We start from the raw sequence: 25700 nt of genomic DNA on the forward strand, positions 1-25700 counted from the left end.
TGCGCCCACCCCGCTGCGACCGCCCCCTGCCGCGCGAACGGCCCGGCCAGTACCCAGGAACCAGGGAAAACCGGTACGGGAAGGGAGCACGCCATGGGCATGTTGTCGGTCATCGGGCTCGTCCTGGGGCTGGTCGCGGTCGCCTACTGCCTCCGCTCGGCCTTCCGGGCCAAGACCCCCGCGGGACGTGCCGGCTGGCTCATCGCCGCCCCGGCGGCCGTGCTCGCCGGGGTCTACCTGGTGGGCTACATCCTGATCACCGTGCTGGTGCTGGCCGCCGCATGGTTCACCGCGGCCCATTTCCTGCGCTGAGCCCAGGAGTTCCGGGCGGCTTCACCGGCCCGTTTCCGTGTACACCCGTCCCCCGGCCGTCGAGAGCCTCGACGCCGCCGGCTACGGCAGTCGGTCCACGCACCTCATCGGCGCGCGCGAACTGGGCGTCATCGCCCGGCGTCGGTCGCGCCGCGCGCGACGGCGTACGCCACGAAGTCCGCCCACGCCCCGGGCGTGAACGTCAGCCGGGCCCCGGCCCGGTCCTTGGAGTCCCGCACCAGGACCGCGCCCTGGCCGAACGCGACCTCGACGCAATTGCCTCCGCCGGTGTCGCTGTGGGTGGACTTGAACCACGTCAGCTTGCCGTTCATGGCCGCAGCTCCTCCGCCAGCTCTCCGATGAACGCTTCCGACTCGCCGGGCCCGAGGGCCCCCCGAAGGATCATGGCATGCCGTTGGGCGATGATGCTGACCTTCTCCGGGTCCGAGTGCAGCACACCGGTCTCGTGCCCCTCGACGTAGGCGAGGTGGAGGTGTTCGGCCGTCTCCAGCAGGACGAAGGGGCCGTTGAGACCCGGGTGCGCCCCGCCGAAAGGCATCGCCTGGATGTTCACGTTGCGGCGGGCCCCGGCCTCCAGCAGGCGCTCCAACTGCCGGGCGTGCGCTTCCCGGCTGCCCACGGGATACCGCAGCGCCGCCTCGCCGATCGTGAAGCTGAACGCCCGCGTCTGCTTGTCCAGTAGGGCCTGCCGCGCCATCCGAGCCGCCACACGCTCCTCGATGGTCTCGTCGTCCAACGGTGGCCAATGCGCGCCGAACAGTGCGAGGGCGGTCTCCTCGGTCTGGAGCAATCCCGGGATGAACTGCGGCTCGTATGTGTTCAGCGCGATCGCCTCGGCCTCGTAGCGCATGAAGTCCCGGGCGTACGAAAGGAACCGCTCGGGTTTGAGGAACGCCTCCGCCGCCGTGAGTTTGCCCTGCGCCCCGCACAGCCCGTCGGCGACCTGAAGCAGCCGCTGCGTCGGGCGACGGCGCCCCTGCTCCATCGACTTGACGGTCTCGTAGCCGTACCCCGCCTCGTCCGCCAGCCGCTCGCGGGTGACGCCCGCGTGTTCGCGCCAGAGCTTGACCTGGTTGCCGCAGTACCGCCACGCCATCGGGGGCGGGGACAGGTCACTCGCCACTCGGGTACAACCACCCTCCGTACTCGCGCCGATACTCCCGACCGTACGCCGCGACCTGCACTTTTGAGCCATGAACGAGACAACTCCCCCTGTCGAGTGGTGGTTTTCGCGCCACCCGCGCAGCGTCGGACGGGCGCGGGCCAGGCTGCGGGAACAGGCCCTCGCGTGGGGCCTCGCCGCCGGCACGACGGACACCGCGGTCCTGCTGATCAGCGAGCTGATGAGCAACGCCGTCCGGCACGCGCGGGTCCCGCCGGGCCGGCGGATCGTCGCCCGGGCCGCCCTGGCCTCGGGCGTGCTGCGGGTCGAGGTCTGCGACGCGTGCGACGACCCGCCCGTGCCGCTGCAGGCGTCGGCGACGGACGAGTCTGGACGCGGGCTGGCGCTCGTCGACATGCTCGCCGACGCCTGGAACGTTCAACCTCGGCCGTACGGCATCGGCAAGACGGTCTGGTTCGAACTCAGAGTGACAAATGCATGCGTAAACAGTAGTGACCAGTGGCCGGATCTCGACGTAGGGTTCGCGCCATGGACAGTGACCTGGGACTCCTGAACGTCATCGACGTCGAGGCGACGTGCTGGGACGGCGAGCCGCCGCAGGGCTCGGTGAGCGAGATCATCGAGATCGGGCTGACCGTCGTGGACCTCGTCGCGGGCGAGCGCGTCGCCCGCCACCGCGTTCTCGTGCGGCCCGCGCGCTCCGCCGTGAGTCCCTTCTGCAGCCGACTGACCGGTCTGACACAGGCCGAGGTGGACTCCGGGCTGGACTTCGCGGACGCCTGCAAGCTGCTCGCCGTCGAGCACCGGGCGGGATCGCGTCCGTGGGCGAGCTGGGGCGACTACGACCGCCACCAGTTCAACCGTCAGTGCCGGGCCACCGACACGACGTACCCCTTCGGCGGCCGGCACATCAACGTCAAGACGCTCTTCACCCAGGTCCACCGCCTGACCAAGCGTCCCGGCATGGCGGAGGCGCTCCAGCTCGTCGGACTGCCCCTGGAAGGTCGCCACCACCGCGGCGAGGACGACGCGTGGAACGTCGCCGCCCTCGTCGTCGACCTGTCGCAGCGGGGCGCCTGGCCGGCGACGCCGGCCTTCTGACCCCGCCGGGGCGGCCTCCCGGAGTCAGGCGGTCTCGGGCCGCTCGGGCCGCTCGGGCCGACCGCGCTCGGGCTCGCCCGGCGGGTCCTTGCGGTCCTTTCGCGCCGCGGCGGCGGCCAGTTCCACGCTGTGCGGGGTGGCCGTCCACGCCGCGCAGTACAGCAGGAGCTTCGCCGTGAAGTTGATCCAGAGCAGCAGCGCGATGGGCACGCCGAAGGCGCCGTACATGCTCTTGGTGGCCACGCTCTGCAGGTAGCCGCTGATGAGCAGTTTCAGCAGCTCGAAGCCGATCGCGCCGATGAGGCTCGCCACGACGACGTCGCGGCGGTTCGGGGTGACGCCCGGCAGCAGGGTGAGCAGGTAGGCGAGGATCAGCAGGTCCACGAGGACGGCGATGCAGAAGCCCGCCACCGACAACAGGGCCCGCCCCGGCCCGTGTTCGTCGAGGCCGATGGCGTCGCCGAGACGGCCTACGGCCGTCCCGGCGAGGGCCGAGCAGGCGACGGAGAGCAGCGCGACGGCGCCGAGGCCGACCAGGACGCCGAAGTCCTTGGGCTTCTGCAGGAACGGGTTCTCGGGCTCGTCGTCCTTGTGCCAGACCGCCCTGAGGCAGTCGCGCAGGGCACCGACCCAGCTGACACCGGTGAGGACCAGCAGCACGGCGGCGATGGCGCCCACCGTGCCCGCGTTGTCGACGAGCCCGCCGATGTTGAGCTGGTCGGCGATGCCCGGCACCTGCTCCGCCAGCTTGCCCTCGAGTTGCTTCAGCTGACCGGGGGACAGCAGCGCCGCGCCGACGGCGGCGCCGACGGTCAGCAGCGGGAAGAGCGCGACGAAGCTGACGAAGGTGATGGCGGCGGCCAGCCGCGTCCAGTGCACGCCCTCCAGATGCTCGTACGTGCGCCAGGCGTGGGTGCGCATGAGCCGCGCGATCCACGGTCCGATCACTGGGAGCCGAGTCAGCCATTCCATACCGCGCGCCTACCCTCCGTCACGACGTGCACTCTAGGTGGCGGTCGTCGTCGCGGCGGTGATCGCGTCCAGGACGCGGTCCGTGTCGGCCTCCGATGTACGCCAGTTACTGAAGGCGGCCCGCACGGCGGGGACGCCGTGGAGGACCGTCGGGGTGAGGAAGGCCTCGCCGGAGGCGGCGACGGCACGGACGAACGCGCCGACGCGCTCGGCCGTGGGGTCGTCGGCCAGGGTGAAGCAGACGACGTTGAGCCGGACGGGGGCCAGGAGCCGCAGGCGGGCGTCGGCCTCGATGCCCTCGCCGAGCCGGCGGGCGCAAGCGGCGTTGCGTTCGACGACCTCGCGGTGGCCCTCGCTGCCGTAGGCGGTGAGGGCGAACCACGCGGCGAGGGCGCGCAGCCGGCGGGAGTTCTCGGGGGTGAGGTGGAGGAAGTCGGGGTCGGGGAGTGCGGGCAGGCCCAGGTAGGGCGAGGCGTTGTGGAAGACCCGGACCTGGAGGTCCTGACGGCGGGTGAACTGGACGGCGGCGTCGTAAGGCACGTTCAGCCATTTGTGGAGGTCGACGCAGACGGAGTCGGCGGCGTCGATGCCCTCGGTGAGGTGCGCGTACGAGGGCGACAGCGCGGCGAAGCCGCCGAACGCCGCGTCGACGTGGAGCCAGAAGTCGTGGCGCTCCTTCAGCGCGGCGATCGCGCGCAGGTCGTCGAAGTCGACGGTGTTGACGGTGCCGGCGTTCGCGACCACGACGGCCGGGCGGCCCTGGCCCTCCAGCGCCGTCAGCGCCGCGTCGAGGCGGTCGACGTCCACCGCCTCCCGGCCACCGGGCAGCACCGGCACGGAAGTCAGGGACGAGCGGCCGAGCCCGAGCACCGACAGAGCCTTGTCGACGCTGGAGTGCGGGGTGCCGGACAGCACCGTCACCGGGCCGAGCGCGGCCAGCCCGTCACGGGAGACGGACAGCCCGAGCCGCTCGCCGAGCCACTCGCGCGCCACGGCCAGGCCCACGGTGTTGGAGACGGTCGCGCCGGTGACGAAGGCGCCGCTGTGCTCCTCGCCGAGGCCGAGCATCGCGCGGAGCCAGCCGACGGTCTCGCGTTCCAGGGCGGCGGCGGACGAGTCGCCGCCCGCCGAGACGTTCTGGTCGTAGGTGCTGGTGAGCCAGTCGCCCGCCACGGCGGCGGGGGTCGCTCCCCCGGTGACGAACCCCAGGTAGCGCGGTCCGGCACTGCCCGAGAAACCGGGTGCCCAGCGCCGTTCGAAGAGCGCGAGCGCGCCGTCGGCACCGATCCCGGTGACGGGGAGGGGCAGCGGCTCGGGCGCGGGCCCGGGTCGGGCGGCCGGGCGTTCGTCCACCGTTTCCAGCTCACAGGCGGCCAGGTCCCGTACGGCCTGGAGGAGTTCGGGGAGGTGTGCGCGGTCCGCTGCGAGTGTGGGGTGCATGGCGGCAGCGTAGGCGGGGCGTCGTGCGCGGCCCCGCCCGGCGTGCTCACCCGTGCGGCGGACCGCCCGCGGGAGCCGGGCTGAGCGACTCGCACGCACCCGTCTGGTGCGGCACGAGGGAATGCCCGGGGGCGCCGCCGAAGGGGTAGTCCCGCACACTGCGCCAGACGCCCTCGTCGTCCTGCTCGTACAGCGAGAAGCAGCTGACCGTCCAGGCGGCGGCGAAGTCGGCGAGCTCCGTCTCGGCACGGTCCAGCGCCTCGTCGGGGATGCCGTGGCCGATGGTGACGTGCGGGTGGTACGGGAACTGGAGCTCGCGCCGGACCGGACCGGAGCGGACCCGCTCCTGCAGTTCGGCGCAGTGGAGGGCGCCCTGGACGAGGTCGACGTAGACGACCGGGGTGACCGGCCGGAAACTGGCCGTGCCCTCCAACCGAATGGGGAAGGCGCGACCGGTGGCGGCGACCTCGGCGAGGTGCTCCCGGAAGGCCGGGAGCAGCGCCGTGTCCACCTCGGTGGGCGGGAGCAGCGTGACGTGGGTGGGGATGCAGTACGCCAGCGGGTCTCCATAGCCGGCACGGCGCTGCTGAAGCAGGCTGCCGTAAGGCTCGGGGACCGCGATCGACACGCCGATCATGCGGTTTCCCACGCGTTCACCCCTTCCCCGGGTCGGTTCGCGGCGTCGTACGCACGCCGTACGACACAACTCCGTCAGAGCCAGTGTGACGCGCGCGCGGCCTCCCGCGCGAGCGTCATCCGTCACACCTGCGCGGGACTTAAGGCCCCTCTTCCCGGGCGTCCCGGGAACGGAAGGGGCCGTCAGTGCTTGGCGGGCAGGAAGCCGATCCTCTCGTACGCCTTCGCCAGGGTCTCCGCGGCGACGGACCGGGCCTTCTCGGCGCCCTTGGCGAGGACGGAGTCCAGCGTCTCGGGGTCGCCCAGGTACTCCTGGGTGCGCTCGCGGAACGGCGTGACCCATTCCACGAAGACCTCCGCGAGGTCGGTCTTGAGCGCACCGTAGCCCTTGCCCTCGTACTTCTGCTCGAGTTCCGGGATTCCGGTGCCGGTGAGGGTGGAGTAGATGGTCAGCAGGTTGCTGACGCCCGGCTTCTCCTGCTCGTCGTAGCGGATCACGGTGTCGGTGTCGGTGACCGCGCTCTTGATCTTCTTCGCCGAGGCCTTGGGCTCGTCCAGGAGGTTGACCAGACCCTTCGGGGACGCCGCCGACTTGCTCATCTTCGACAGCGGTTCCTGCAGGTCGTAGATCTTCGCCGTCTCCTTGACGATGTAGGCGTCGGGGACGGTGAAGGTGTCGCCGAAGCGGCCGTTGAAGCGCTCCGCGAGATCGCGGGTGAGCTCGATGTGCTGGCGCTGGTCCTCGCCGACGGGGACGGCGTTCGCCTGGTACAGCAGGATGTCCGCGACCTGCAGGATCGGGTACGTGAACAGGCCGACGGTGGCCCGGTCGGCGCCCTGCTTGGCGGACTTGTCCTTGAACTGCGTCATGCGGGACGCCTCGCCGAAGCCGGTGAGGCAGTTGAACACCCAGCCGAGCTGCGCGTGTTCGGGGACATGGCTCTGGACGAACAGGGTGCAGCGCTCCGGGTCGAGCCCCGCGGCCAGCAGCTGGGCGGCGGCGAGCCGGGTGTTGGCGCGCAGCTCGGCCGGGTCCTGCGGCACGGTGATCGCGTGGAGGTCGACGACCATGTAGAAGGCGTCGTGGGACTCCTGCAGCGCCACCCACTGGCGGACCGCGCCCAGGTAGTTGCCCAGGTGGAACGAACCTGCGGTGGGCTGGATACCGGAGAGCACACGGGGACGATCGAGAGCCATGGCACTCATTCTCTCAGGTCCGCGCGGATTCCATGGCCGCGGTGGGAACCCGGGGGCGGCCGGCGGTGTAGAAGGGGCGACGGGAGCCGCACGCGGGCGGCACCGGGCGACGGGAGGGGGGTCCGCCACGGAGGGGGAGGCGGCGGTGATCGCGCGCGTACGCGCCGGTGAGCGGGAGGCGTACGCGGAGCTGGTGCGCCTGCACGCGGACGTCGCGCACCGCACCGCCGTGCTGCTCGGCGCGGGCGCCGACGCCGAGGACGTGGTGCAGGTCTCGTTCGTCAAGGCGTACCGCGCGCTCGCGACCTTCCGGGACGGGGCGGCCTTCCGTCCGTGGCTGCTGCGGATCGTCGCCAACGAGGCGAGGAACGCCGGGCGGGCGGCGCGCCGTCTGCGGTCGGCTGTGGAGCGCAACGCCGTGCTGGAGGCCCTGCCCCCCGCGGCGGACGACCCGGAGTCGCTGGCGGTGTCGCGGGAGCGCCGGACGGAGCTGCTGGCCGCGGTGGGGACGCTGAGTGAACCGCACCGGCTGGTGGTCACCTGCCGCTATCTGCTGGACCTGGACGAGGAGGAGACGGCGACGGTGCTCGGCTGGCCGCGTGGCACGGTGAAGTCCCGGCTGCACCGGGCCCTGGCCCGGTTGCGGGCGGGGCTCGGCGAGCCGGTGCCGGCCGGCCGGTGCGACGACGGGGGGCGGCGCCCATGACGGACGGGCTCCCGGAGGAGCTGCGCGAGGCGGGCCGGTGGCTGGAGATCCCGGCGCCGTCGCCCGACTCCGTCGCCGAGCAGGTGCTGGCCCGGCTGCTGGCCGAGGCGGCGCCGGCCCCGGCCGTCCCCGTGCCGGGCCGCCGCAGCCGGGCGCGGGCGTGGGCCGCGGCACGGTGGCGGGCCCTGACGGCGGTGCTGTGCGGGCTGCTGGTGGTGCTCGTGCTGACGCCGCCGGTACGGGCCGCGGTCGCGGACTGGTTCGGCTTCGGCGGCGTCGTCGTGCACCGTGACCCTTCCGCCCGCCCCGGCACGGGCGCCCCGCCGCCGGTGCGGGGCGACGCGCCGCTGGACGGGGCGTATGTGCCGCAGGCGCTGGGCGAGCCGGACGGGGTGGCGGCCGTCGACGGGGGCCGGGTGCTGTCGATGAGCTGGCGGGTGGACGGGCACACGGTACGGCTCGACCAGTTCCGGGCCACGATCGACATGGTCTTCCTCAAGAAGGTCGGCGGGGCGGCCGAGTGGGTCGAGCTGGGCACCGGGACCGACTACGGGGTGTGGTTCGCGGAGCCCCACTACGTGCAGTTGGTCGACCCCGACGGCCGTACCCGCCGCGAGGCCCCCCGGACCGCCGGGCCGACCCTGGTCTGGCAGCGCGGGGGGACGACGCTGCGCCTGGAGGGCGTGCCGGACCTGGCGCGCGCCCTCGCCGTCGCGGACTCCGCCCGGCGGCGTCAGGGCCTGTCTCCTCCCACGGACGGGAACCTCGCGGGCCCGGTCGGTGTAACAGGGGCAGGACCGAGCGAGAGGGGGAGACGGGATGCGGATCGATAGGTTCGTCACCTGGGCCGGAGTCACCGTGACGGCGCTCGCCGCGGTGATCGGCGGATCGGGGCCGGCCGCGGCGGGTGGGCCGACCAGCGTGATGCTGGTCGCTCCGGGCAGCGGCAAGGCCGCGGGCGTCTACGCCAGTTCACCCGACTACCGGGAACTGGAGCAGTCCATCGGGAACGAGCCGAAGGAGGAGGCGCCGAAGTCGCTGTCGGACGTGATGAACGACCGGCACCGCGAGGTCACCCTCACCTGGCTGGTCCACGACGTGTCGGTCTGGAAGGTGGACTTCGTGTATCCGGACGGCCCCGGCGGTGCCTGGGTCCACAGCCGCTCGGCGACGGAGAAGGGTCTGCCGGAGCAGGGCGTGTGGCGCAGGGCGGCTCGCACCGACGAGCTCCGTGCCCTCCTGGGGCGGCTGGGCCTGATGGAGTCCGACAAGGGCCTCGGCATGAGCGCTCCCGACTATCCGCTCGGCCCGGACGACGCGACCGTCGCCGAGGAGACCGCGGCGGCCGCACCGCGGGCCTCGGATGCCGCGCGGGCCGCGGCGGCCGGTGACGGCGGTGGCGCGGACGGCTGGTGGCTCTCCCTGCCCGGGCTCGGCGCCGGGTTGCTCGTCGGGGGCGCCGGCACCTTTCTCGTCCTGCGCCGGATATCCGGACGCACGCCCGAGGAGGGCCCCCGCCAGGAGCTCGTCGACGCCTGACGCGGCGGGGGTGCGCGCCGCTGCGGCACGCACCCCGTGCGGGCGGCGGATCAGCCGAGGTCGATCCCGGGGTAGAGCGGGAAGCCGGCCAGCAGGTCCGTCGCGCGCTGCGCGATCTCGTCGGCGACCTTGGCGTCCAGCACGTGCTGCGCCTTGGACGGCTTGCCGGCCGAGGTGACGCCCGCCGTCGTGGCCGTGAGCACCCGGTCGATCAGTCCGGCGATCTCGTCCATCTCCCCCGTGCCGAGACCGCGCGTGGTCAGCGCCGGGGTGCCGATGCGGATGCCGGAGGTGTACCAGGCTCCGTTGGGGTCCTGGGGGATGGAGTTGCGGTTGGTGACGACGCCCGAGTCCAGGAGCGCCGCCTCGGCCTGCCGGCCGGTGAGCCCGTAGGAGGACTCGACGTCGATCAGGACGAGGTGGTTGTCCGTGCCACCGGTCACCAGCGTGGCGCCACGGCGCAGCAGCCCCTCGGCCAGGGCCCGGGAGTTGTCGACGATGCGCTGCGCGTAGCCGTGGAAGTCCGGGCGGCGGGCCTCCGCCAGGGCCACCGCCTTGGCGGCCATGACATGCGGCAGCGGGCCGCCGAGCACCATGGGGCAGCCGCGGTCGACCTGCTCGGCGAGCGAGGAGTCGCACAGGACCATCCCGCCACGCGGGCCGCGCAGCGACTTGTGTGTGGTGGTGGTGACGATCTGCGCGTGCGGCACGGGGTCGAAGTCGCCGGTGAGGACCTTGCCGGCGACCAGGCCCGCGAAGTGCGCCATGTCGACCATCAGCGTGGCGCCGACCTCGTCGGCGATCTCCCGCATGATCCGGAAGTTCACCAGCCGCGGGTAGGCCGAGTAGCCCGCCACGATGACGAGCGGCCGGAACTCGCGGGCGGTCTTGCGCAGTGCCTCGTAGTCCAGCAGACCCGTGGCGGGGTCGGTTCCGTAGCTGCGCTGGTCGAACATCTTGCCGGAGATGTTGGGCCGGAAGCCGTGGGTGAGGTGCCCGCCCGCGTCCAGCGACATGCCGAGCATCCGCTGGTCGCCGAGCTCGTGGCGCAGCCGCGCCCAGTCCTTCTCGCTCAGGTCGTTGACCTGGCGGGCCCCGGCCCGCTCCAGCGCGGGCGCCTCGACCCGGGCGGCGAGCACGGCCCAGAAGGCGACGAGGTTGGCGTCGATGCCGGAGTGCGGCTGCACGTAGGCGTGCTGGGCGCCGAACACCTCGCGCGCGTGCTCGGCCGCGAGCGCCTCGACGGTGTCGACGTTGCGGCAGCCGGCGTAGAAGCGGCGGCCGACGGTGCCCTCGGCGTACTTGTCGCTGAACCAGTTGCCCATGGCCAGCAGCACCGCCGGGGAGGCGTAGTTCTCGCTGGCGATGAGCTTGAGCGAGTCGCGCTGGTCCTCGAGCTCCTGGCCGATGGCGTCGGCCACGCGCGGCTCGACACCCCTGATGACCTCGATGGCACTGCGGAAGGCGGTGGATTCGGTGGAACCACTCGGCATGTCAGACCTCCTGCTGCACGGCACGGCACACGGGACGGCCCAGGCGCACGGCACACAGTTCACGGGCCGCTCCCCGATGGTCAGTCCCATCCCAGCGCGCCAGTCACGACCCGTGGCCAGCCTAGCAACGCCGGTCGGGGCGCCGCCCGGCACGAGGTTTCTTCGCATCCGGGACGAGCGACGATAGAAAGGGGCCCCACCGGGCCCCAGCGCCACAACTCCCGACGTACCACGAACGGAGCACTCACGTGTCGACCGCCGCCGAGCACATCGCCGCCGCCGAGGCGCACAGCGCCCACAACTACCACCCCCTCCCGGTTGTCGTCGCCTCCGCCGAAGGCGCCTGGGTGACGGACGTCGAGGGCCGCCGGTACCTCGACATGCTCGCCGGCTACTCGGCGCTGAACTTCGGGCACCGCAACGCCCGTCTCATCGAGGCCGCCAAGGCCCAGCTCGACCGCGTGACGCTCACCTCGCGGGCGTTCCACCACGACCGCTTCGCGCGCTTCTGCACGGAGCTGGCCGAGCTGTGCGGCATGGAGATGGTGCTGCCGATGAACACCGGCGCGGAGGCCGTCGAGACGGCGGTGAAGACGGCCCGCAAGTGGGGCTACCGGGTCAAGGGCGTGCCGGACGGCCAGGCGAAGATCGTCGTCGCCGCGGACAACTTCCACGGGCGGACGACGACCATCATCAGCTTCTCCACCGACCCCGAGGCCCGCGCGGACTTCGGCCCGTACACCCCCGGCTTCGAGGTCGTCCCGTACGGCGACCTGGCGGCGCTGGAGGCGGCCCTGGACGACCGCACCGTGGCCGTGCTGATGGAGCCCATCCAGGGCGAGGCGGGGGTGCTCGTACCGCCGGCCGGCTACTGGGCGGGCGTGCGCCGGCTGACCGAGGAGCGCGGCATCCTCTTCATCGCCGACGAGATCCAGTCGGGGCTGGGCCGGACGGGCCGGACCTTCGCGTCGGAGCACGAGGGCGTCGTCCCGGACATGTACGTGCTGGGCAAGGCGCTCGGCGGGGGCGTCGTCCCGGTCTCGGCGGTCGTGTCCTCGTCGGAGGTGCTCGGGGTCTACCGGCCCGGTGAGCACGGCTCGACCTTCGGCGGCAACCCGCTGGCCTGCGCGGTGGCGCTGGAGGTCCTCGCGATGCTGCGCTCCGGCGAGTACCAGCAGCGGGCCTGCGAACTCGGCGACCACCTGCACCACGAGCTGGCGCTGCTGACCGGCAGCGGGGCCGTCACGCAGGTCCGCGGACGCGGTCTGTGGGCGGGGGTGGACATCGCCCCGGAACACGGCACCGGCCGGCAGATCTCCGAACGGCTCCTGGAGCGGGGTGTCCTGGTCAAGGACACCCACGGCTCCACGATCCGGCTCGCGCCGCCGCTGGTCATCTCCAAGGAGGATCTGGACTGGGGCCTGGACCAGCTGCGGGCCGTGCTGTCGGCCTGAGCCCCGGGGATAGGGGCCCGGACGAGGGGCGCCCCGGCGGTCAGACGCCGTCGGGGCGCCGCCGGGGACAGCCGCGTCGTCACGCCCATGCGGTTCCAGGCGTTGATGGTCACGCACATGGCCATCAGCCGGGGCAGCTCGTCCTCGTCGAAGACCCGGGCGGCCTCGTCGTAGACCTCGTCCGGGACACCGCCCTGACCGCGCCGGGTCGCCGCCTCCGTCAGGGCGGCGCGGCACCTCGCGCACGGTGAAGAACGGGGTCTCGCGCCACACGGTGAGCGCGTGCGGCTTCTGCTCGGTCAGCCCTGGCCTGCGGGCGTCGTGCAGGTGCTGGTCCACGCAGTAGGCGCAGCCGTTGAGCTGCGAGACACGGGCCTTGACCAGCTCCTGACCATGGGGTCGAGGCCGGCGGCCGCCGCGGCGTCCAGGGCGGTCATCGCCTTGTAGAAGTCGGGGGCGCCTTCCCGAGCAGCATGCGGGGGGCATGCGCGGGGACCAGGTCGTCCGGGCCGAGGCCGGACGGAGCGCCGGCGGCCGTGGTGATCGTCGACATGTTACTCAACCGAGGTTCAAGGTGGCCTCAACCCATGGTCCACTTGGAGGGTGAACGAGTGGGCCATTTCAGGAGTCGACCTCCATCTGGACCTCGCCGGCGGCACCGGTGCGCGCGCCGGGCTGGAGGACGCGCTGCGCGGGGCCGTGCGCGACGGCAGGCTCGCCCCCGGCACCCGGCTGCCGTCCTCCCGGACGCTCGCCAAGGACCTGGGCGTCGCCCGCAACACCGTCGCCGACGCCTACGGACAACTGGTGGCCGAGGGCTGGCTGACGGCCCGCCAGGGCTCCGGCACGCGGGTCGGAGACGGCTGGCGCCCGACCGGGCCGCCCACCGCGCAGCGCCCGAACGGCGCCACGGACCCCGCCCGCGCCCCGGAGCCGCCGGCCGAGCCGCCGTGGCACCGGGAGCACTTCCCGTACGACCTGCGGCCCGGCTCGCCCGACCTCGGCTCGTTCCCCCGCGCCGCGTGGTCCGCCGCCGCGCGCCGCGCCCTGGCGGCCGCGCCCAACGACGCCCTCGGCTACACCGACCCGCGCGGCCGCCCCGAACTGCGCGAGGCCCTGGCGGCGTACCTGGGCCGGGTGCGCGGGGTGCGCACCGCCCCGGAGTGCGTCGTGGTGTGCACGGGCTTCGTCCAGGCCGCCGGGCTGATCGGCCGGGCCCTGCGGAGCAGGGGGTCCCACCGCGTCGCCGTCGAGGCGCTCGGCTACCCGCACACCCTGCGCATCCTGCGGATGGCCGGGCTCACCACCATCCCGCTGACCGTCGACGACGACGGCGCGCAGGTCTCCGTCCTCGACACCCGCGTCGACGCCGTAATGCTCACACCCGCGCACCAGTTCCCGTACGGCGCACCGCTCTCCCCCGCGCGTCGCACGGCGGCCGTGGCCTGGGCCCGCGACACCGGCGGCCTGGTCGTCGAGGACGACTACGACGGGGAGTTCCGTTACGACCGGCAGCCGGTCGGCGCCCTGCAGGGCCTGGCGCCCGAGCACGTCGTCTACGCCGGAACCGCCAGCAAGAGCCTCGCCCCCGGGCTGCGGCTGGCCTGGCTCGCGCTGCCGCCCGCACTCGTGGAGCCCGTGCTCGCCGAGAAGCTCCTCGCCGACCACCAGTCCCCCGTGCTCGACCAGCTGACCCTCGCCGAGCTGATCGTCTCCGGCGGCTACGACCGCCATGTGCGCCGCATGCGGCTGCACTACCGGCGCCGCCGCGACCGCCTCGTCACCGCGCTCGCCGCCCGCGCCCCCGCCGTGCGGGTCTCGGGCATCGCCGCCGGCCTCCACGCCGTCCTGCGGCTGCCGCCGGGCACGTCGGCCGGCGCGCTGGTCGCACGGGCGCGGGAGCACGGCCTCGCCCTGCAGTCCGTCGCCGACTTCGGCGGCACGGAGGACGACGCGATCGTCGTCGGCTACGGCGCCCCGCCCGAGCACGCCTTCGCCGGCGCGCTGGACGTGCTCTGCGCGCTGCTCGCCGCGCACACGGCGTGAGGCGCACGCGAAACGGCCCCCCGCCGCGCCCGTGCGGGGCGCGGCGGAGGGCCGCTCGGGGGACTCGGTGTCCCGGGATCAGATGAGGCCGAGGCCGCGGACCGCCTCGCGCTCCTCCTCGAGCTCCGCCACCGACGCGTCGATGCGTGCACGGGAGAACTCGTTGACGTCCAGGCCCTGGACGATCTCGAACCGGCCGTCCTTCGCGGTCACCGGGAAGGAGGAGATGAGGCCCTCCGGCACGCCGTAGGAGCCGTCGGAGACGACGCCGGCGGAGGTCCAGTCGCCCTCGGCGGTGCCGTTGGTCCAGGTGAAGACGTGGTCGATGGCGGCGTTGGCCGCCGACGCCGCGGAGGAGGCGCCACGGGCCGCGATGATCGCGGCGCCGCGCTTGGCGACGGTCGGGATGAACTCCTCGGCCAGCCACTTCTCGTCGCCCACGGTCTCGGCGGCGTTCTTGCCGGCGACCTCGGCGTGGAAGATGTCCGGGTACTGGGTTGCGGAGTGGTTGCCCCAGATGGTGAGGCGGCGGATCTCGCTCACCGGCACGCCGGTCTTCTTCGACAGCTGCGAGATGGCCCGGTTGTGGTCCAGGCGGGTCATCGCGGTGAAGCGGTCGGCCGGGACGTCCGGGGCCGAGGACTGCGCGATGAGCGCGTTGGTGTTCGCCGGGTTGCCGACGACGAGGACGCGGATGTCGTCCGCGGCGTGGTCGTTGATGGCCTTGCCCTGCGGGCCGAAGATGCCGCCGTTGGCCTCCAGCAGGTCGCCGCGCTCCATGCCGGCGGTGCGGGGACGGGCGCCGACGAGCAGGCCCACGTTGGCGCCGTCGAAGGCGACGTTCGGGTCGTCGCTGATGTCGATGCCCTTGAGCAGCGGGAACGCGCAGTCGTCCAGCTCCATCGCGGTGCCCTCGGCGGCCTTCAGCGCCGGGGTGATCTCCAGCAGCCGCAGCTTCACCGGGACATCGGGGCCGAGCAGGTGGCCGGAGGCGATGCGGAAGAGCAGCGCGTAGCCGATCTGGCCGGCGGCTCCGGTTACGGTGACGTTGACGGGAGTGCGAGTCATTGCCTTCTCCTGGCCTTCTCCTGCTGGATCCCTTGCCGCCCCGGCAGCGTCCCATGCCCCGGAACGGGGATCTCTCGGCGTCAAGAGACCCACGCCAGGCTATACCCGTGCCGTCGCGCCGGGAGCCACACTCGGTGTGGCCCCGGTCACCGCGCCCGCCCGGGCGGCCGGCGTGTGCGGCGGTCGTCAGCCGGGCGGAGGCGCTGCGCAGCCGTGGGAACCCGTGGTGAGGGTGGCGCAGGCGCGGGCCGCGCCGGGGGCGCGGACGGCGAGCATCGAGGTGTAGGCCTCGGGGTCCCGGCCGATGCGGCTGCGCTGCGAGCGGCGGGCCCCGCCCGCCTCCGTGACGCTGACCGTGTCGCCAGGGGCCCCGGCCGAGATGCGGGCCCAGACGGCCGCGCAGACCCGGCTGTAGCGCATCTCGACGTACGCGCCGCCCACCCAGGCCGCCGCGGCCGTACGGGCGTTGCCGCCTCCGCAGCCCATTCCTTCGGGGTCCTTGCCGGTGCACTCCTGGCCGGTGCACTTCACGCCCGCGGGCAGAGCGGCCGCCCGGGCGGTACGGGACGGGCCGGGCCGGGCGCGGTCGTCGCCGTCGCCGTCGCCGCCGCCGGTCAGGGCGGTGGCGCCGACCACCGCCAGCACGACGGCCACGACTCCCGCCACGAAGAGCACGACCGGACGGCGCCGTACCGCCGGGGAGGCGGGCGCCGGGGAGGGCGCCGCCGGGGCCGGGCCGAACCCCCCGAGCGCGGCACGGGCCTCGGCGATCCGCACCGCCTCCATCGTCACGTCGTGGCGGCCCTCGGCGCGGCTCCAGACCCGCTCGGTGACCTCCCACATCGTGGTGAGGTGCGCCGGGTCGGCACCTGTCGCCCCGGCGAGCGCGACCACGGCGTAACGGGGCGGCAGCAGCCGGCCGCCCAGGTACCGCTCCCACGAACTCCTGCTGTACCCGGTCGCCTCGGCGAGCGCCGCGACACTCAGGCCGCCGCGGTCGACCTGGCGCCGCAGCGCCTCGGTGAACTCCCGTACCCGCGGGTCCAGGTCGTCGGCCAGGGGCCGCCAGCGGGCCATCTCCCGTTCCCCCTCTTGCTGTTGCCGTTCTGTACCGGAAGGCTACCGATGAGGATGCTTCGGGCGGCCCGTCCGGTTGCGGCCGTCATCCGATGCAGATGCCCAGGATGATCAGGCCCAGGCAGAGCCCCTTGCCGGGGCTGCGGCTCGGGGACGCGGAGGGCGCGGGCGCCGCCGGGGCGCTCGTGGCGGGCGGCGGTGCCTTGGTCGTGGGTGCGCCGCCGGCGGGCGCCGTCGTCGTCGGTCCGCCCGTGCCGGGTGCCGCCGTGTGCGGGCCGCGCCCCGGGGCGGAGGACACCGCGCCGCTCTGCGCCACCTGCGCCGTGGGCGTGCCGCCGTCCGGGGACATCGCGGCCGCGGTACGGGAGGCCGCCGCGTCCTTCGCCTGCGCCGCGGGAGCCGAGCCGGGCCAGGAGGTGACGGCGGGGCCCGCCGAGCCGGAGGCGGAGGGCGCCGGGCCGACCGGCGCGCCGGCCGTGGGGCGGGCCACCGAGGGTGCCTGGGCGCGCCCGGTCCCGTCCGTGGCCACCCCGGTCGCCACGAGCAGCGCGAACACCCCGCCGAGCACCAGCCCGCCCGCAGCCGCCAGCAGGGCCTTGCGGCGCCGTCGCAGGGCGTGCCGGGGCATCCCCTCGACGGGGGCCAGCGGATCGAGCGGATCGGCGTACGGAAAGCCCTTCATGGTCTCGGCGACCCCGCGGTCGGCCAGCTCCCACAGGGCCATCAGCCGGTCGTAGTCGGCACCGCTGAGCTGCCCCAGCACCTCGACGGCGTCCCGCGGCGGGATCCTCACGCCGTTGAGGTACCGCTCCCAGGCGCCCGCGCTGCTCGCCGTGCGCGCGGCGAGCGCCGGGACGCTCAGCCCGCTGCGGTCCTTCATCCGGCGCAGATGCACGGCCAGACGGCGCGCGGCACCGTCCAATGTCTCGGGCAATGGCTCCCAACGTGCCACCACGCACCCCCCGGCTCCGTCGATCAACCCACGGTAGCGACGCACATACGCTCGATGCATGGAATCCGGAGAATCCTCACGCGCCGCGCGGGGTGACGAGTCCGGTCTCGTAGGCGAGGACCACGGCCTGCGCGCGGCTGCCGAGGTCGAGCTTGGCCATGGTGCGGTTCAGGTGGGTCTTGACGGTGGCCTCGCTGATGAAGAGCAGGTCGGCGATCTCCGGGTTCGACAGGCCTCGGGCGATCAGCCGCAGCACCTCCACCTCCCGCGCGGTCAGCGCCGCGAGTTCGGCGGGCGGGGCGCGGTCCGCGCCAGCGGGCGGGACACCGGGACGCGGGACGCCGGGGCGCGGCGGTGCGTACGCCTCGATCAGCCGCCGGGTGACGCTCGGCGCGAAGAGGGTGTCCCCTCCGGCGACGGCGTGGACGGCGGCGATCAGCCGGTCGGGTCCCGCGTCCTTGAGCAGGAAGCCCGAGGCCCCGGCGCGCAGCGCGGTGTAGACGTACTCGTCCAGGTCGAAGGTGGTGAGGACGAGGATCCGGGGCGGCGGGTCCGCCGCGGCGGCCAGGATCCGCTCGGTGGCGACGACCCCGCTGATCCCCGGCATCCGGATGTCCATCAGGATCACGTCGGGCGCGGTCAGCGCCGCACGCTCCACGGCCTCCTCGCCGTCGCCGGCCTCCCCGACCACCTCGATGCCGGGGGCCGCCTGCAGCAGCGCGGCGAGGCCGGCCCGGATCAGGAACTGGTCGTCGACGACGAGCACCCTGGTCATGCGTCCGATGCGTCCCCTCGCCGCTCCGTCCCCCGCGCGGACGTGGGGAGCACGAGCCGTACCTCGAAACCCTCGCCGAGCGGGCCGATGTCCACCGTCCCGCCGTAGAGCCTGGCGCGCTCCCGCATGCCGATCAACCCGTGGCCCGTTCCCCGGCCGATTGTGGCCGGATCGGATCGGCCCGGTGGCGCCCCGGAGCCGTCGTCCGTGCCGGTGGTGCCGGTGGTGCCGAGGCCGTCGTCGGTGACCGTCACCGTCAGGTGGTGCGGCTCGTAGCCGACCAGGACCCGGGCCCGGGCGAGGGGGGCGTGCTTGAGCACGTTGGTCAGCGCCTCCTGCACGACCCGGTACGCGCACAGTCCGACGCCGGGGGCGACGGGCCGGGGCTCGCCCTCGATCCGCAGTTCGACGGCGAGCCCCGCGGCCCGCACCCGCTCGATCATCTCGCCGAGCCGGGTCACCGAGGGCATGGGATCGTACGAGGCCCAGCCCTCCTGCGGCTCCCCCGGCCCGGCGCGGAGCACCTTGAGCATGCGGCGCATCTCCTGGAGCGCCTCGCGGGTGGTGTCGGAGATGGTGTCGAGCGCGCCGCGGGCGGTCTGCGGGGAGGTGTGGAACACGTACGCGGCCATGCCCGCCTGCACCGAGATCACCGACATGTGGTGGGCGACGACGTCGTGCAGCTCGCGGGCTATCCGCGCCTGCTCCTCCGCCACCGCCTCCCGGGCCCGGTCCTGCTGCTCGGTCCGCAGCTGCTCGGTGAGCCGGGCCAGCCGCTCCTCGCGCTTGGCCGACACCCGGGCGGAGCGCCCGAAACGGCACATCACCAGCGGGAACACCACGGCCTGCGCGGCCACCGTGGCCATCGAGCCCTGCGCCGCGGTCAGCCCGGCGTACACCCAGACCGCGCCCAGCAGCGCCGCACAGGCCAGCGCGGTGCGCACCGGGCGCAGGGCCGCGACGGTGTACAGCGCGAGCAGCGGCGCCATCGAGTTGACGACCGGCCAGTACCCGGCGGCGACGTAGAGGACCCAGGCGGCGCAGACGAAGACGCAGACGCCGACCGGCGCCCAGCGGCGCACCATGATGGGCAGGTTGACCAGGGCGGTCAGCGCGTAGCCGAACAGGTCGAGGCGTATCCAGTCGTCGGGCGGCCGTTCGTGCCCCAGCAGCATGCTGGCGGCGGTGAAGCCCACCGCCAGCAGGACGTCGACCAGCCCCTTGTTCCCCACGGGCGCAGCGTAGGCCCCGGCCGTGCGGGCGGGCGTCAGTCCCCCGCCGTACCGCGGAAGTTGTACGTCCTCTTACGAAAGGTCAAACCGGCACGGGACGACCTGCCGGCCCCGCCGGCCGTAGCGTCGTGGCCGGGGGCCAGAGGGGGGCGCCCCAACACGACGGTGCCCCGCCCTCCGACGGGGGGAGGACGGGGCACCGGGTCGTAGAGGGTGCCGCGCGGCGCCGGACGTCCGGCCTCAGCCGGACATGCGCTTGCGCAGGTTCTCGTCGACGGCGGCCAGGAACTGCTCGGTCGTCAGCCACGGCTGCTCCGGGCCGGCCAGCACGGCCAGGTCCTGGGTCAGCTGGCCGGCCTCGACGACCTCCAGGCAGGCGCTCTCCAGCGTCCCGGCGAACCGGGCGAGCTCGGGGGTGTCGTCCAGCCGGGCGCGGTGGGCCAGGCCGCGGCTCCACGCGAAGACCATGGCGATGGGGTTGGTCGAGGTCGGCCGGCCCGCCTGGTGCCTGCGGTAGTGGCGGGTGACCGTGCCGTGCGCCGCCTCCGACACCACGGTCCTGCCGTCGGAGGTCATCAGGAGCGAGGTCATCAGCCCCGCCGAGCCGACGCCGCGGGTGAGGACCCCGGACAGGATGTCGCCGTCGTAGTTCTTGCACGCCCAGACGTAGCCGCCGGCGCCCTTCATGGCCGAGGCCGCCATGTCGTCGACCTGGCGGTGCTCGTGGCCCAGGCCCGACGCCTCGAACTGGCGCCGGAACTCGGTGTCGAAGACCTCCTGGAAGAGGTCCTTGAAGCGGCCGTCGTACTTCCTGAGCACCGTGTTCTTCGTGGACAGGTGGACGGGGAGCCCGCGCGCCAGCCCGTAGCGGAAGGCGGCGCGCGCGAACTCCCGGATCGACTCGTCCAGGTTGACCATGCCGAGCGCCACGCCCGGGCCCGGGAAGTGGTGGACCTCCAGGTCGACCGGATCGGAGCCGTCGGCCGGGGTGAAGCTCAGGGCGAGGGTGCCCGCCCCCGGGATCCGCAGCTCGGTGGCCCGGTACTGGTCGCCGAAGGCGTGCCGCGCGATCACCACGGGCCGGGTCCCGCCGGGCACGGCCCGCGGCACGTTCCGCAGGACGACGGGTTCGCGGAAGATCCCGCCGCCGAGGCGGTCGCGGATGGTGGCGTTCGGGGAGCGGTACATCCCCTTGAGGCCGAACTCCGCGACCCGCGCCTCGTCCGGGGTGACGGTGGCGCACTTGACGCCGACGCCGTGCAGCGCGACCGCTTCCGCCGCCTCGGCCGTCACCCGGTCGTGGGTGGCGTCCCGGTGCTCGATGCCCAGGTCGAAGCGGACCAGTCCGATGTCGAGGTAGGGCAGGACGAGCTCGTCCCTGATGAACCGCCAGATGATCCGCGCCATCTCGTCGCCGTCGAGCTCGACGACCGGGTTCCTTGCCTTGATCTTGGTCATGGGAGTCGTTCTCCCTCTCACGCCGTGACGTGTGCCCGGGGTACACGTCGTACGTCAGGACACTCGCCACACAGCGTAACCGGATCAACGCACGGAGAAACGGACGACGTCCTCCAGGAAGGGGATCTCGAGCACCGGGTGCGGCTGCGCCATCAGCGCCAGCAGGACGATCAGGGCCCCCAGCACACCGTAGGTGATCATGTCGGTGAAGCGGCTGCGGACAGCCAGCATGCCCACCGAGGGCAGCAGCCGGCGCATCACCGAGCCCAGCAGCAGCGCCGAGCCGACCAGCACCAGGCCGGCGCGGGTGACGTCCGCCGCCACCAGCACCAGGCCGAGCAGCACCGATCCGCAGACCACGAGGATCGGCCACTGACGGGCCGGAGCGGGCGCGTGGGCGCCCATGGCCCGGCCGCCGCCCTCGGGGCGCGCGGTACCGCGGGTCAGCACCTGGAAGCGGCGGCTGCGGCCGGAGTCGCCGTTCTCCTCCGGCGGCGCAGCATCCGTACGGGGGCCCGTGCCGGTCATGCGTACCGGCCCTCCGCGGCCTCCACGACGTTCGCCAGCAGCATGGCCCTGGTCATCGGGCCGACGCCGCCGGGGTTGGGCGAGATCCAGCCGGCGACCTCGGTCACGCCCGGGTGCACGTCGCCGACGATCTTGCCGTTCTCGTCGCGGCTGACACCGACGTCCAGCACGGCGGCGCCCGGCCGCACGTCCTGCGGCTTCACCAGGTGCGGCACGCCCGCGGCGGCCACGATGATGTCGGCCTGGCGCAACTGGGCGGACAGGTCACGGGTGCCGGTGTGGCAGAGGGTGACGGTGGCGTTCTCCGACTTGCGGGTCAGCAGCAGCCCGATCGAGCGGCCGACGGTGACCCCGCGGCCGACCACGGCGACGTGCGCGCCGTTGATCTCGACGCCGTGCCGCCGCAGCAGCTCCACGATGCCGTTGGGGGTGCAGGGCAGCGGGCCGCGCTCGCCCAGCACCAGCCGCCCGAGGTTCGTCGGGTGCAGTCCGTCGGCGTCCTTGGCCGGGTCCATCAGCTCCAGGACGCGGTTGGTGTCGATCCCCTTGGGAAGCGGGAGCTGGACGATGTAGCCGGTGCACTCGGGGTTGTCGTTCAGTTCGCGGACGACAGCCTCGATCTCCTCCTGGGTGGCGGTCTCCGGCAGCTCGCGCTGGATGGAGGCGATACCGACCTCCGCGCAGTCGCGGTGCTTGCCCGCGACGTACCAGCGGCTGCCCGGGTCGTCGCCGACCAGCAGCGTGCCCAGCCCCGGGGTGACACCCCGCTCCTTGAGCACCTGGACGCGGGTCGACAGTTCGGACTTGATCGCGGCGGCAGTGGCCTTGCCATCGAGAATCTGGGCGGTCATACCTCCATCTTCTCAGGTCCGCACACCAACGCTGGACAGCGGATGACGCCGCCCACGACGATGTGGCCCGTCCCCAGTCCCATCCGCGCGAAAGAAGCCACAGTGAGCTACCCGCCCGGTCCCGGCAACCCCTACGGCCAGCAGCCCCCGCAGCAGCCCTACGGCTACCCCCAGCAGCAGCCTCCGGCCCAGCCCGGCTACGGCTACCCGACCCAGCCCCAACCGCCCTACGGCGCCGTTCCGCCGCAGGCCCAGGGCCCGTACGGCTATGGCTACCCGGGAGGTCCCGCCGGTCCCGTCCCGGGCATGCCGCCGTTCGCGAGCTGGGGCGCGCGCGTGGGCGCGACGCTGATCGACTTCCTCGTCACCGGTCTCGTGCCGATGATCCTCATCGGCATCGGCTACGGGCAGTTCATCGCCGCGCTGATCGACGAGGCGGACCGCTGCAACGCGACCGCCGGCCCCTGCGACCCGCCCGCGATGCCCGGCGGCGCACTCGCTTTGATCGGCCTCGGCTTCGTGCTGTCCGTGCTCGGCGGCCTGTTCCTCTGCTACCGCGAGGGCAAGACCGGCCAGACCCCGGGCAAGAAGGCCCTCGGCATCAGTGTGCTGCGGGAGTTGGACGGCCGTCCGCTCGGCTTCGGCATGGCCTTCGTCCGCCGGCTCTGCCACGGCCTGGACGGCGCCGCCTGCTACATCGGCTACCTGTGGCCGCTGTGGGACGACAAGAAGCAGACCTTCGCCGACAAGATCCTCAACACGGTCGTCGTCAAGGTCCAGTAGCCCCGGGCGAGAATGAGCCCACGTCCCCGGTCCCGTCCGCGCGAAGGAAGTCAGAAGTGAGCTATCCGCCCGGTCCCGGCGATCCCTACGGCCGGCAACCGCCGCAGCAGCCCTACGGATACCCGCAACAGCCCCCGGCCCAGCCGGGCTACGGCTACCCGGCGCAGCCCCGTCCACAGGGGCAGCCGCCGTACGGATACCCGCAGCAGCCGCAGCAGCCGCAGCCCGGAACGCCGTTCGCGGCGCACCCGGGCGGGCCGGAGGTCATGCCGTCGTCGGCGCGGGCGGCCCGGGCGATGCTCTTCGTGCTCGGCGGGATGCAGATCCTGGGCGGTCTGCTGCTCCTGCTCGGGGCCGCGGCGCTCAAGAGCATCGACGACACCGACGAACTGGCCATGCCCATCGGCCTGGTCTACGTCATGGGGGTGCTCTTCCTCGCCTTCGCCGTCCTGTCGATCGGCATGGGCGCCAAGTACAGGACCGGCGGCAACGGCACCCGGATCGGGTCCATCGTGATCGGCGTGCTGGTCGCGCTGAGCAGCGTCGCCACCATGTTCAGCGGCGCCTTCGTGCTGCTCGCGCCGCTCGCGCTCAGCGTGCTGCTGATCGTCTTCGCCGCCAAGGCCGAGACGGCGGCCTGGTTCAAGCGCCCGCAGTACTGAGCGGTCCGCCCGCATGCCGAAGGCCCCCGCGCGAGCGGGGGCCTTCGGCGTTCCGGCACTCGGGCCGGTCAGTGGAAGAAGTGCCGCGTACCGGTGAGGTACATGGTCACGCCGGCCTTGCGGGCGGCCTCGACCACGGCCTCGTCGCGCACCGAACCACCGGGCTGCACCACGGCCTTGACGCCCGCGCCGGTGAGCACCTCCAGCCCGTCGGGGAACGGGAAGAAGGCGTCGGAGGCGGCGTAGGAGCCCGTCGCGCGCTCCTCGCCGGCCCGCTGTACGGCGAGCTTGGCGGAGTCGACCCGGTTGACCTGGCCCATGCCGACGCCGACCGTGGCGCCGCCCTTGGCCAGCAGGATGGCGTTGGACTTCACGGCCCGGCAGGCCCGCCAGGCGAACGCCAGGTCGGCCAGTTCGTCGGCGGTCAGCGGCTCGCCGGTGGCCAGCGTCCAGGTGGCCGGGTCGTCGCCGGCGGCCTGGAGGCGGTCCTTCTCCTGCAGCAGCAGCCCGCCTTCGACGGGACGGAACTCCGTCCGCGCCTCGGGCGCCTCGGGGCAGCGCAGCACGCGGATGTTCTTCTTGCGGGCGAGGACCTCGACCGCGCCCTCCTCGAAGTCCGGCGCCACGATGACCTCGGTGAAGATCTCGGCGACCTGCTCGGCCATGGCCACCGTCACCGGCCGGTTGACGGCGATCACGCCGCCGAAGGCCGACAGCGGGTCACAGGCGTGCGCCTTGCGGTGCGCCTCGGCGACGTCGTCGCCCACCGCGATGCCGCACGGGTTGGCGTGCTTGATGATCGCGACGCAGGGCTCCTCGTGGTCGTACGCCGCCCGGCGCGCGGCCTCGGTGTCCACGTAGTTGTTGTAGGACATCTCCTTGCCGTGCAACTGCTCGGCGTTGGCCAGGCCCGTCCCGCCGTCGGTGTACAGCGCGGCGGCCTGGTGCGGGTTCTCGCCATAGCGCAGCACGTTCTTGCGCTCGTAGGTGGCGCCCATGAAGTCCGGGAAGGGGCTGTCGTCGGCGGGCGCGTACGAGCTCGCGAACCAGCTCGCGACCGCGACGTCGTACGCCGCGGTGTGCTGGAACGCCTCAGCCGCCAGGCGCTTGCGGGTGCCGAGGTCGAAGCCGCCCTCACGGACGGCGGCGAGCACGTCCGCGTACCGCTCGGGGCTGGTCACGACCGCCACGGACGGGTGGTTCTTGGCGGCGGCGCGGACCATCGAGGGGCCGCCGATGTCGATCTGCTCGACACACTCGTCCTCCGAGGCGCCGGAGGCGACCGTCTCGCGGAAGGGGTAGAGGTTGACCACGACCAGGTCGAAGGGCTCGACGCCCAGCTCCTCCAGCTGCCGGCGGTGGTCCTCCAGCCGCAGGTCGGCGAGGATGCCGGCGTGCACCTTCGGGTGCAGGGTCTTGACCCGGCCGTCCAGGCACTCGGGGAAGCCGGTCAGCTCCTCCACCTTGGTGACCGGCACTCCGGCGGCGGCGATCCGCCCGGCCGTCGAGCCGGTGGAGACCAGCTGGACGCCCGCCTCGTGCAGGCCGCGGGCCAGCTCCTCCAGACCGGTCTTGTCGTAGACGCTGACCAGTGCGCGACGGATCTCCCGCTTGGTACTCACGGCAACAGAACCTTTCGTCCCTCAATGCGATAGCCGTCGCGGGACAACCGCCCCACGACGTCGACGAGCAGCGTGCGCTCGACTTCCTTGATGCGCTCGTGGAGCGCTTCCTCCGTGTCGTCCTGCCGGACCTCGACCACGCCCTGGGCGATGATCGGGCCGGTGTCGACGCCGTCGTCGACGAAGTGGACGGTGCAGCCGGTGACCTTCACGCCGTAGGCGAGGGCGTCGCGCACCCCGTGGGCGCCCGGGAAACCCGGCAGCAGCGCCGGGTGCGTGTTGACGAAGCGGCCGCCGAACCGGGCGAGGAACTCCTTGCCCACGATCTTCATGAACCCCGCGGAGACGACCAGGTCCGGCTCGTACCCGGCCACCGCGGCGGTCAGTGCGGCGTCCCACGCCTCGCGGTCGCCGTGGTCGCCGACCCGGCAGACGAACGTCGGCACCCCGGCGCGCTCGGCGCGCTCCAGTCCGGCGATGCCGGACCGGTCCGCGCCGACGGCGACGACGTGCAGTCCCGCGTCGAGCAGCGCCTGCAGGTTCGTACCCGAACCGGAGACGAGCACGACGAGTCGGGCGGGACGGGAAAGGGGCGGAAAGACTGTGGCCACTGCGGGTCATCTCTCGGGATCCGGCGCTTTGGAGGATCGTA

27 protein-coding genes, 1 pseudogene and 1 riboswitch are annotated in these 25700 nt (G+C 73.3%); of the genes and pseudogenes, 10 read left to right on the forward strand and 18 right to left on the reverse strand.

Annotation, left to right across the window (positions count from 1 at the left end):
* Window positions 1–93: 93 nt before the first annotated feature.
* Window positions 94–312, forward strand: coding sequence for a hypothetical protein (locus PV342_RS16060; protein ID WP_018561246.1), 219 nt, complete (start codon window positions 94–96; stop codon window positions 310–312).
* 128 nt (window positions 313–440) lie between these two features.
* On the opposite strand, the gene PV342_RS16065 is transcribed toward PV342_RS16060, so the two are convergent.
* Together PV342_RS16065 and PV342_RS16070 are read right to left on the reverse strand one after the other, a co-directional pair.
* Window positions 441–644: a DUF397 domain-containing protein gene (locus PV342_RS16065; protein WP_433423094.1), complete on the reverse strand. Its 204-nt coding sequence runs from the start codon at window positions 642–644 to the stop codon at window positions 441–443.
* Complete coding sequence (locus tag PV342_RS16070; RefSeq protein WP_500317555.1) at window positions 641–1456, reverse strand: helix-turn-helix domain-containing protein; 816 nt, start codon at window positions 1454–1456, stop codon at window positions 641–643. Before PV342_RS16070 ends, PV342_RS16065 begins: the two co-directional genes overlap by 4 nt.
* A gap of 70 nt (window positions 1457–1526) precedes the next feature.
* On the opposite strand from PV342_RS16070, the gene PV342_RS16075 reads away from it, so the two are divergent.
* Both PV342_RS16075 and PV342_RS16080 read left to right on the forward strand, forming a co-directional pair.
* Complete coding sequence (locus tag PV342_RS16075; protein ID WP_500317556.1) at window positions 1527–2009, forward strand: ATP-binding protein; 483 nt, start codon at window positions 1527–1529, stop codon at window positions 2007–2009.
* Complete coding sequence (locus tag PV342_RS16080; RefSeq protein WP_500317558.1) at window positions 1985–2557, forward strand: 3'-5' exonuclease; 573 nt, start codon at window positions 1985–1987, stop codon at window positions 2555–2557. The genes PV342_RS16075 and PV342_RS16080 overlap by 25 nt, the downstream gene beginning before the upstream one ends.
* 24 nt (window positions 2558–2581) lie before the next feature.
* Here the strand turns inward: PV342_RS16080 and PV342_RS16085 are convergent, their stop codons facing one another.
* The 4 genes from PV342_RS16085 to trpS form a co-directional block, all read right to left on the reverse strand.
* Window positions 2582–3529, reverse strand: coding sequence for a YihY/virulence factor BrkB family protein (locus PV342_RS16085; RefSeq protein WP_500317559.1), 948 nt, complete (start codon window positions 3527–3529; stop codon window positions 2582–2584).
* A gap of 33 nt (window positions 3530–3562) precedes the next feature.
* Window positions 3563–4969, reverse strand: a complete 1407-nt coding sequence (locus tag PV342_RS16090) for a pyridoxal phosphate-dependent decarboxylase family protein (protein WP_500317561.1) — start codon at window positions 4967–4969, stop codon at window positions 3563–3565.
* Between the two features lie 46 nt (window positions 4970–5015).
* Window positions 5016–5618, reverse strand: a complete 603-nt coding sequence (locus PV342_RS16095; protein WP_500317563.1) for a 2'-5' RNA ligase family protein — start codon at window positions 5616–5618, stop codon at window positions 5016–5018.
* 170 nt (window positions 5619–5788) lie between these two features.
* Complete coding sequence (trpS, locus tag PV342_RS16100) at window positions 5789–6802, reverse strand: tryptophan--tRNA ligase (RefSeq protein WP_391577436.1); 1014 nt, start codon at window positions 6800–6802, stop codon at window positions 5789–5791.
* 145 nt (window positions 6803–6947) lie between these two features.
* On the opposite strand from trpS, the gene PV342_RS16105 reads away from it, so the two are divergent.
* The 3 genes from PV342_RS16105 to PV342_RS16115 are packed head-to-tail and all read left to right on the forward strand — an operon-like array spanning window position 6948 to window position 9047.
* Entirely contained in the window at window positions 6948–7508 is a 561-nt protein-coding gene (locus PV342_RS16105) for an RNA polymerase sigma factor (protein WP_386991491.1), read from the forward strand.
* On the forward strand, window positions 7505–8341 hold the full coding sequence (locus tag PV342_RS16110) for a hypothetical protein (RefSeq protein ID WP_500317564.1): 837 nt from the start codon (window positions 7505–7507) through the stop codon (window positions 8339–8341). The genes PV342_RS16105 and PV342_RS16110 overlap by 4 nt, the downstream gene beginning before the upstream one ends.
* A complete protein-coding gene (locus tag PV342_RS16115) occupies window positions 8328–9047 on the forward strand; it encodes a hypothetical protein (protein WP_392610659.1) in 720 nt (239 codons plus the stop codon). The genes PV342_RS16110 and PV342_RS16115 overlap by 14 nt, the downstream gene beginning before the upstream one ends.
* A 50-nt stretch (window positions 9048–9097) precedes the next feature.
* On the opposite strand, the gene PV342_RS16120 is transcribed toward PV342_RS16115, so the two are convergent.
* The gene (locus tag PV342_RS16120; protein WP_400799089.1) at window positions 9098–10540 is read right to left on the reverse strand and encodes a glycine hydroxymethyltransferase; all 1443 of its coding nucleotides are present in this window, start codon (window positions 10538–10540) and stop codon (window positions 9098–9100) included.
* Window positions 10541–10570: 30 nt separating this feature from the next.
* A riboswitch (ZMP/ZTP riboswitch) is annotated at window positions 10571–10657 on the reverse strand.
* A gap of 131 nt (window positions 10658–10788) precedes the next feature.
* On the opposite strand from PV342_RS16120, the gene rocD reads away from it, so the two are divergent.
* Window positions 10789–11994: an ornithine--oxo-acid transaminase gene (gene rocD, locus PV342_RS16125; RefSeq protein WP_018561233.1), complete on the forward strand. Its 1206-nt coding sequence runs from the start codon at window positions 10789–10791 to the stop codon at window positions 11992–11994.
* Window positions 11995–12300: 306 nt separating this feature from the next.
* Here rocD and PV342_RS16130 read toward each other — a convergent pair.
* A pseudogene (locus PV342_RS16130) lies at window positions 12301–12480 on the reverse strand (carboxymuconolactone decarboxylase family protein); the annotation flags it as partial.
* Window positions 12481–12597: 117 nt separating this feature from the next.
* Here PV342_RS16130 and pdxR point away from each other — a divergent pair.
* Entirely contained in the window at window positions 12598–14040 is a 1443-nt protein-coding gene (gene pdxR, locus PV342_RS16135; protein ID WP_500317567.1) for a MocR-like pyridoxine biosynthesis transcription factor PdxR, read from the forward strand.
* A gap of 78 nt (window positions 14041–14118) precedes the next feature.
* Here pdxR and PV342_RS16140 read toward each other — a convergent pair whose 3' ends face one another.
* The 8 genes from PV342_RS16140 to PV342_RS16175 all read right to left on the reverse strand — a co-directional run bounded on the left by PV342_RS16140 (window position 14119) and on the right by PV342_RS16175 (window position 21981).
* The gene (locus PV342_RS16140) at window positions 14119–15108 is read right to left on the reverse strand and encodes a malate dehydrogenase (RefSeq protein ID WP_360998683.1); all 990 of its coding nucleotides are present in this window, start codon (window positions 15106–15108) and stop codon (window positions 14119–14121) included.
* Window positions 15109–15294: 186 nt separating this feature from the next.
* Entirely contained in the window at window positions 15295–16185 is an 891-nt protein-coding gene (locus tag PV342_RS16145) for a helix-turn-helix domain-containing protein (RefSeq protein WP_500317569.1), read from the reverse strand.
* Window positions 16186–16270: 85 nt separating this feature from the next.
* The gene (locus PV342_RS16150) at window positions 16271–17119 is read right to left on the reverse strand and encodes a helix-turn-helix domain-containing protein (protein ID WP_500317570.1); all 849 of its coding nucleotides are present in this window, start codon (window positions 17117–17119) and stop codon (window positions 16271–16273) included.
* A gap of 94 nt (window positions 17120–17213) precedes the next feature.
* Window positions 17214–17912, reverse strand: coding sequence for a response regulator (locus tag PV342_RS16155; protein ID WP_400799106.1), 699 nt, complete (start codon window positions 17910–17912; stop codon window positions 17214–17216).
* Window positions 17909–19144, reverse strand: coding sequence for a sensor histidine kinase (locus tag PV342_RS16160; protein ID WP_500317572.1), 1236 nt, complete (start codon window positions 19142–19144; stop codon window positions 17909–17911). Before PV342_RS16160 ends, PV342_RS16155 begins: the two co-directional genes overlap by 4 nt.
* A 240-nt stretch (window positions 19145–19384) precedes the next feature.
* Complete coding sequence (locus PV342_RS16165; RefSeq protein WP_500317574.1) at window positions 19385–20602, reverse strand: NADP-dependent isocitrate dehydrogenase; 1218 nt, start codon at window positions 20600–20602, stop codon at window positions 19385–19387.
* Window positions 20603–20686: 84 nt separating this feature from the next.
* Complete coding sequence (locus PV342_RS16170) at window positions 20687–21130, reverse strand: DUF3017 domain-containing protein (protein WP_018561225.1); 444 nt, start codon at window positions 21128–21130, stop codon at window positions 20687–20689.
* Window positions 21127–21981 (reverse strand): bifunctional methylenetetrahydrofolate dehydrogenase/methenyltetrahydrofolate cyclohydrolase, encoded by an 855-nt coding sequence (locus PV342_RS16175; RefSeq protein ID WP_400799112.1) that lies wholly within the window; start codon window positions 21979–21981, stop codon window positions 21127–21129. Before PV342_RS16175 ends, PV342_RS16170 begins: the two co-directional genes overlap by 4 nt.
* Window positions 21982–22083: 102 nt before the next feature.
* Here PV342_RS16175 and PV342_RS16180 point away from each other — a divergent pair, with 102 nt between their 5' ends.
* Together PV342_RS16180 and PV342_RS16185 are read left to right on the forward strand one after the other, a co-directional pair.
* Entirely contained in the window at window positions 22084–22764 is a 681-nt protein-coding gene (locus PV342_RS16180) for an RDD family protein (protein ID WP_360998694.1), read from the forward strand.
* Window positions 22765–22820: 56 nt separating this feature from the next.
* Entirely contained in the window at window positions 22821–23426 is a 606-nt protein-coding gene (locus PV342_RS16185) for a hypothetical protein (RefSeq protein WP_400799116.1), read from the forward strand.
* 68 nt (window positions 23427–23494) lie between these two features.
* On the opposite strand, the gene purH is transcribed toward PV342_RS16185, so the two are convergent.
* On the reverse strand, window positions 23495–25048 hold the full coding sequence (gene purH, locus PV342_RS16190) for a bifunctional phosphoribosylaminoimidazolecarboxamide formyltransferase/IMP cyclohydrolase (RefSeq protein WP_018561221.1): 1554 nt from the start codon (window positions 25046–25048) through the stop codon (window positions 23495–23497).
* On the reverse strand, window positions 25045–25659 hold the full coding sequence (purN, locus tag PV342_RS16195; RefSeq protein WP_386991467.1) for a phosphoribosylglycinamide formyltransferase: 615 nt from the start codon (window positions 25657–25659) through the stop codon (window positions 25045–25047). The genes purH and purN overlap by 4 nt, the downstream gene beginning before the upstream one ends.
* Between the last annotated feature and the right edge of the window lie 41 nt (window positions 25660–25700).

It is taken from the genome of Streptomyces sp. PA03-3a, from assembly GCF_033792735.1.
Taxonomy (GTDB): domain Bacteria; phylum Actinomycetota; class Actinomycetes; order Streptomycetales; family Streptomycetaceae; genus Actinacidiphila.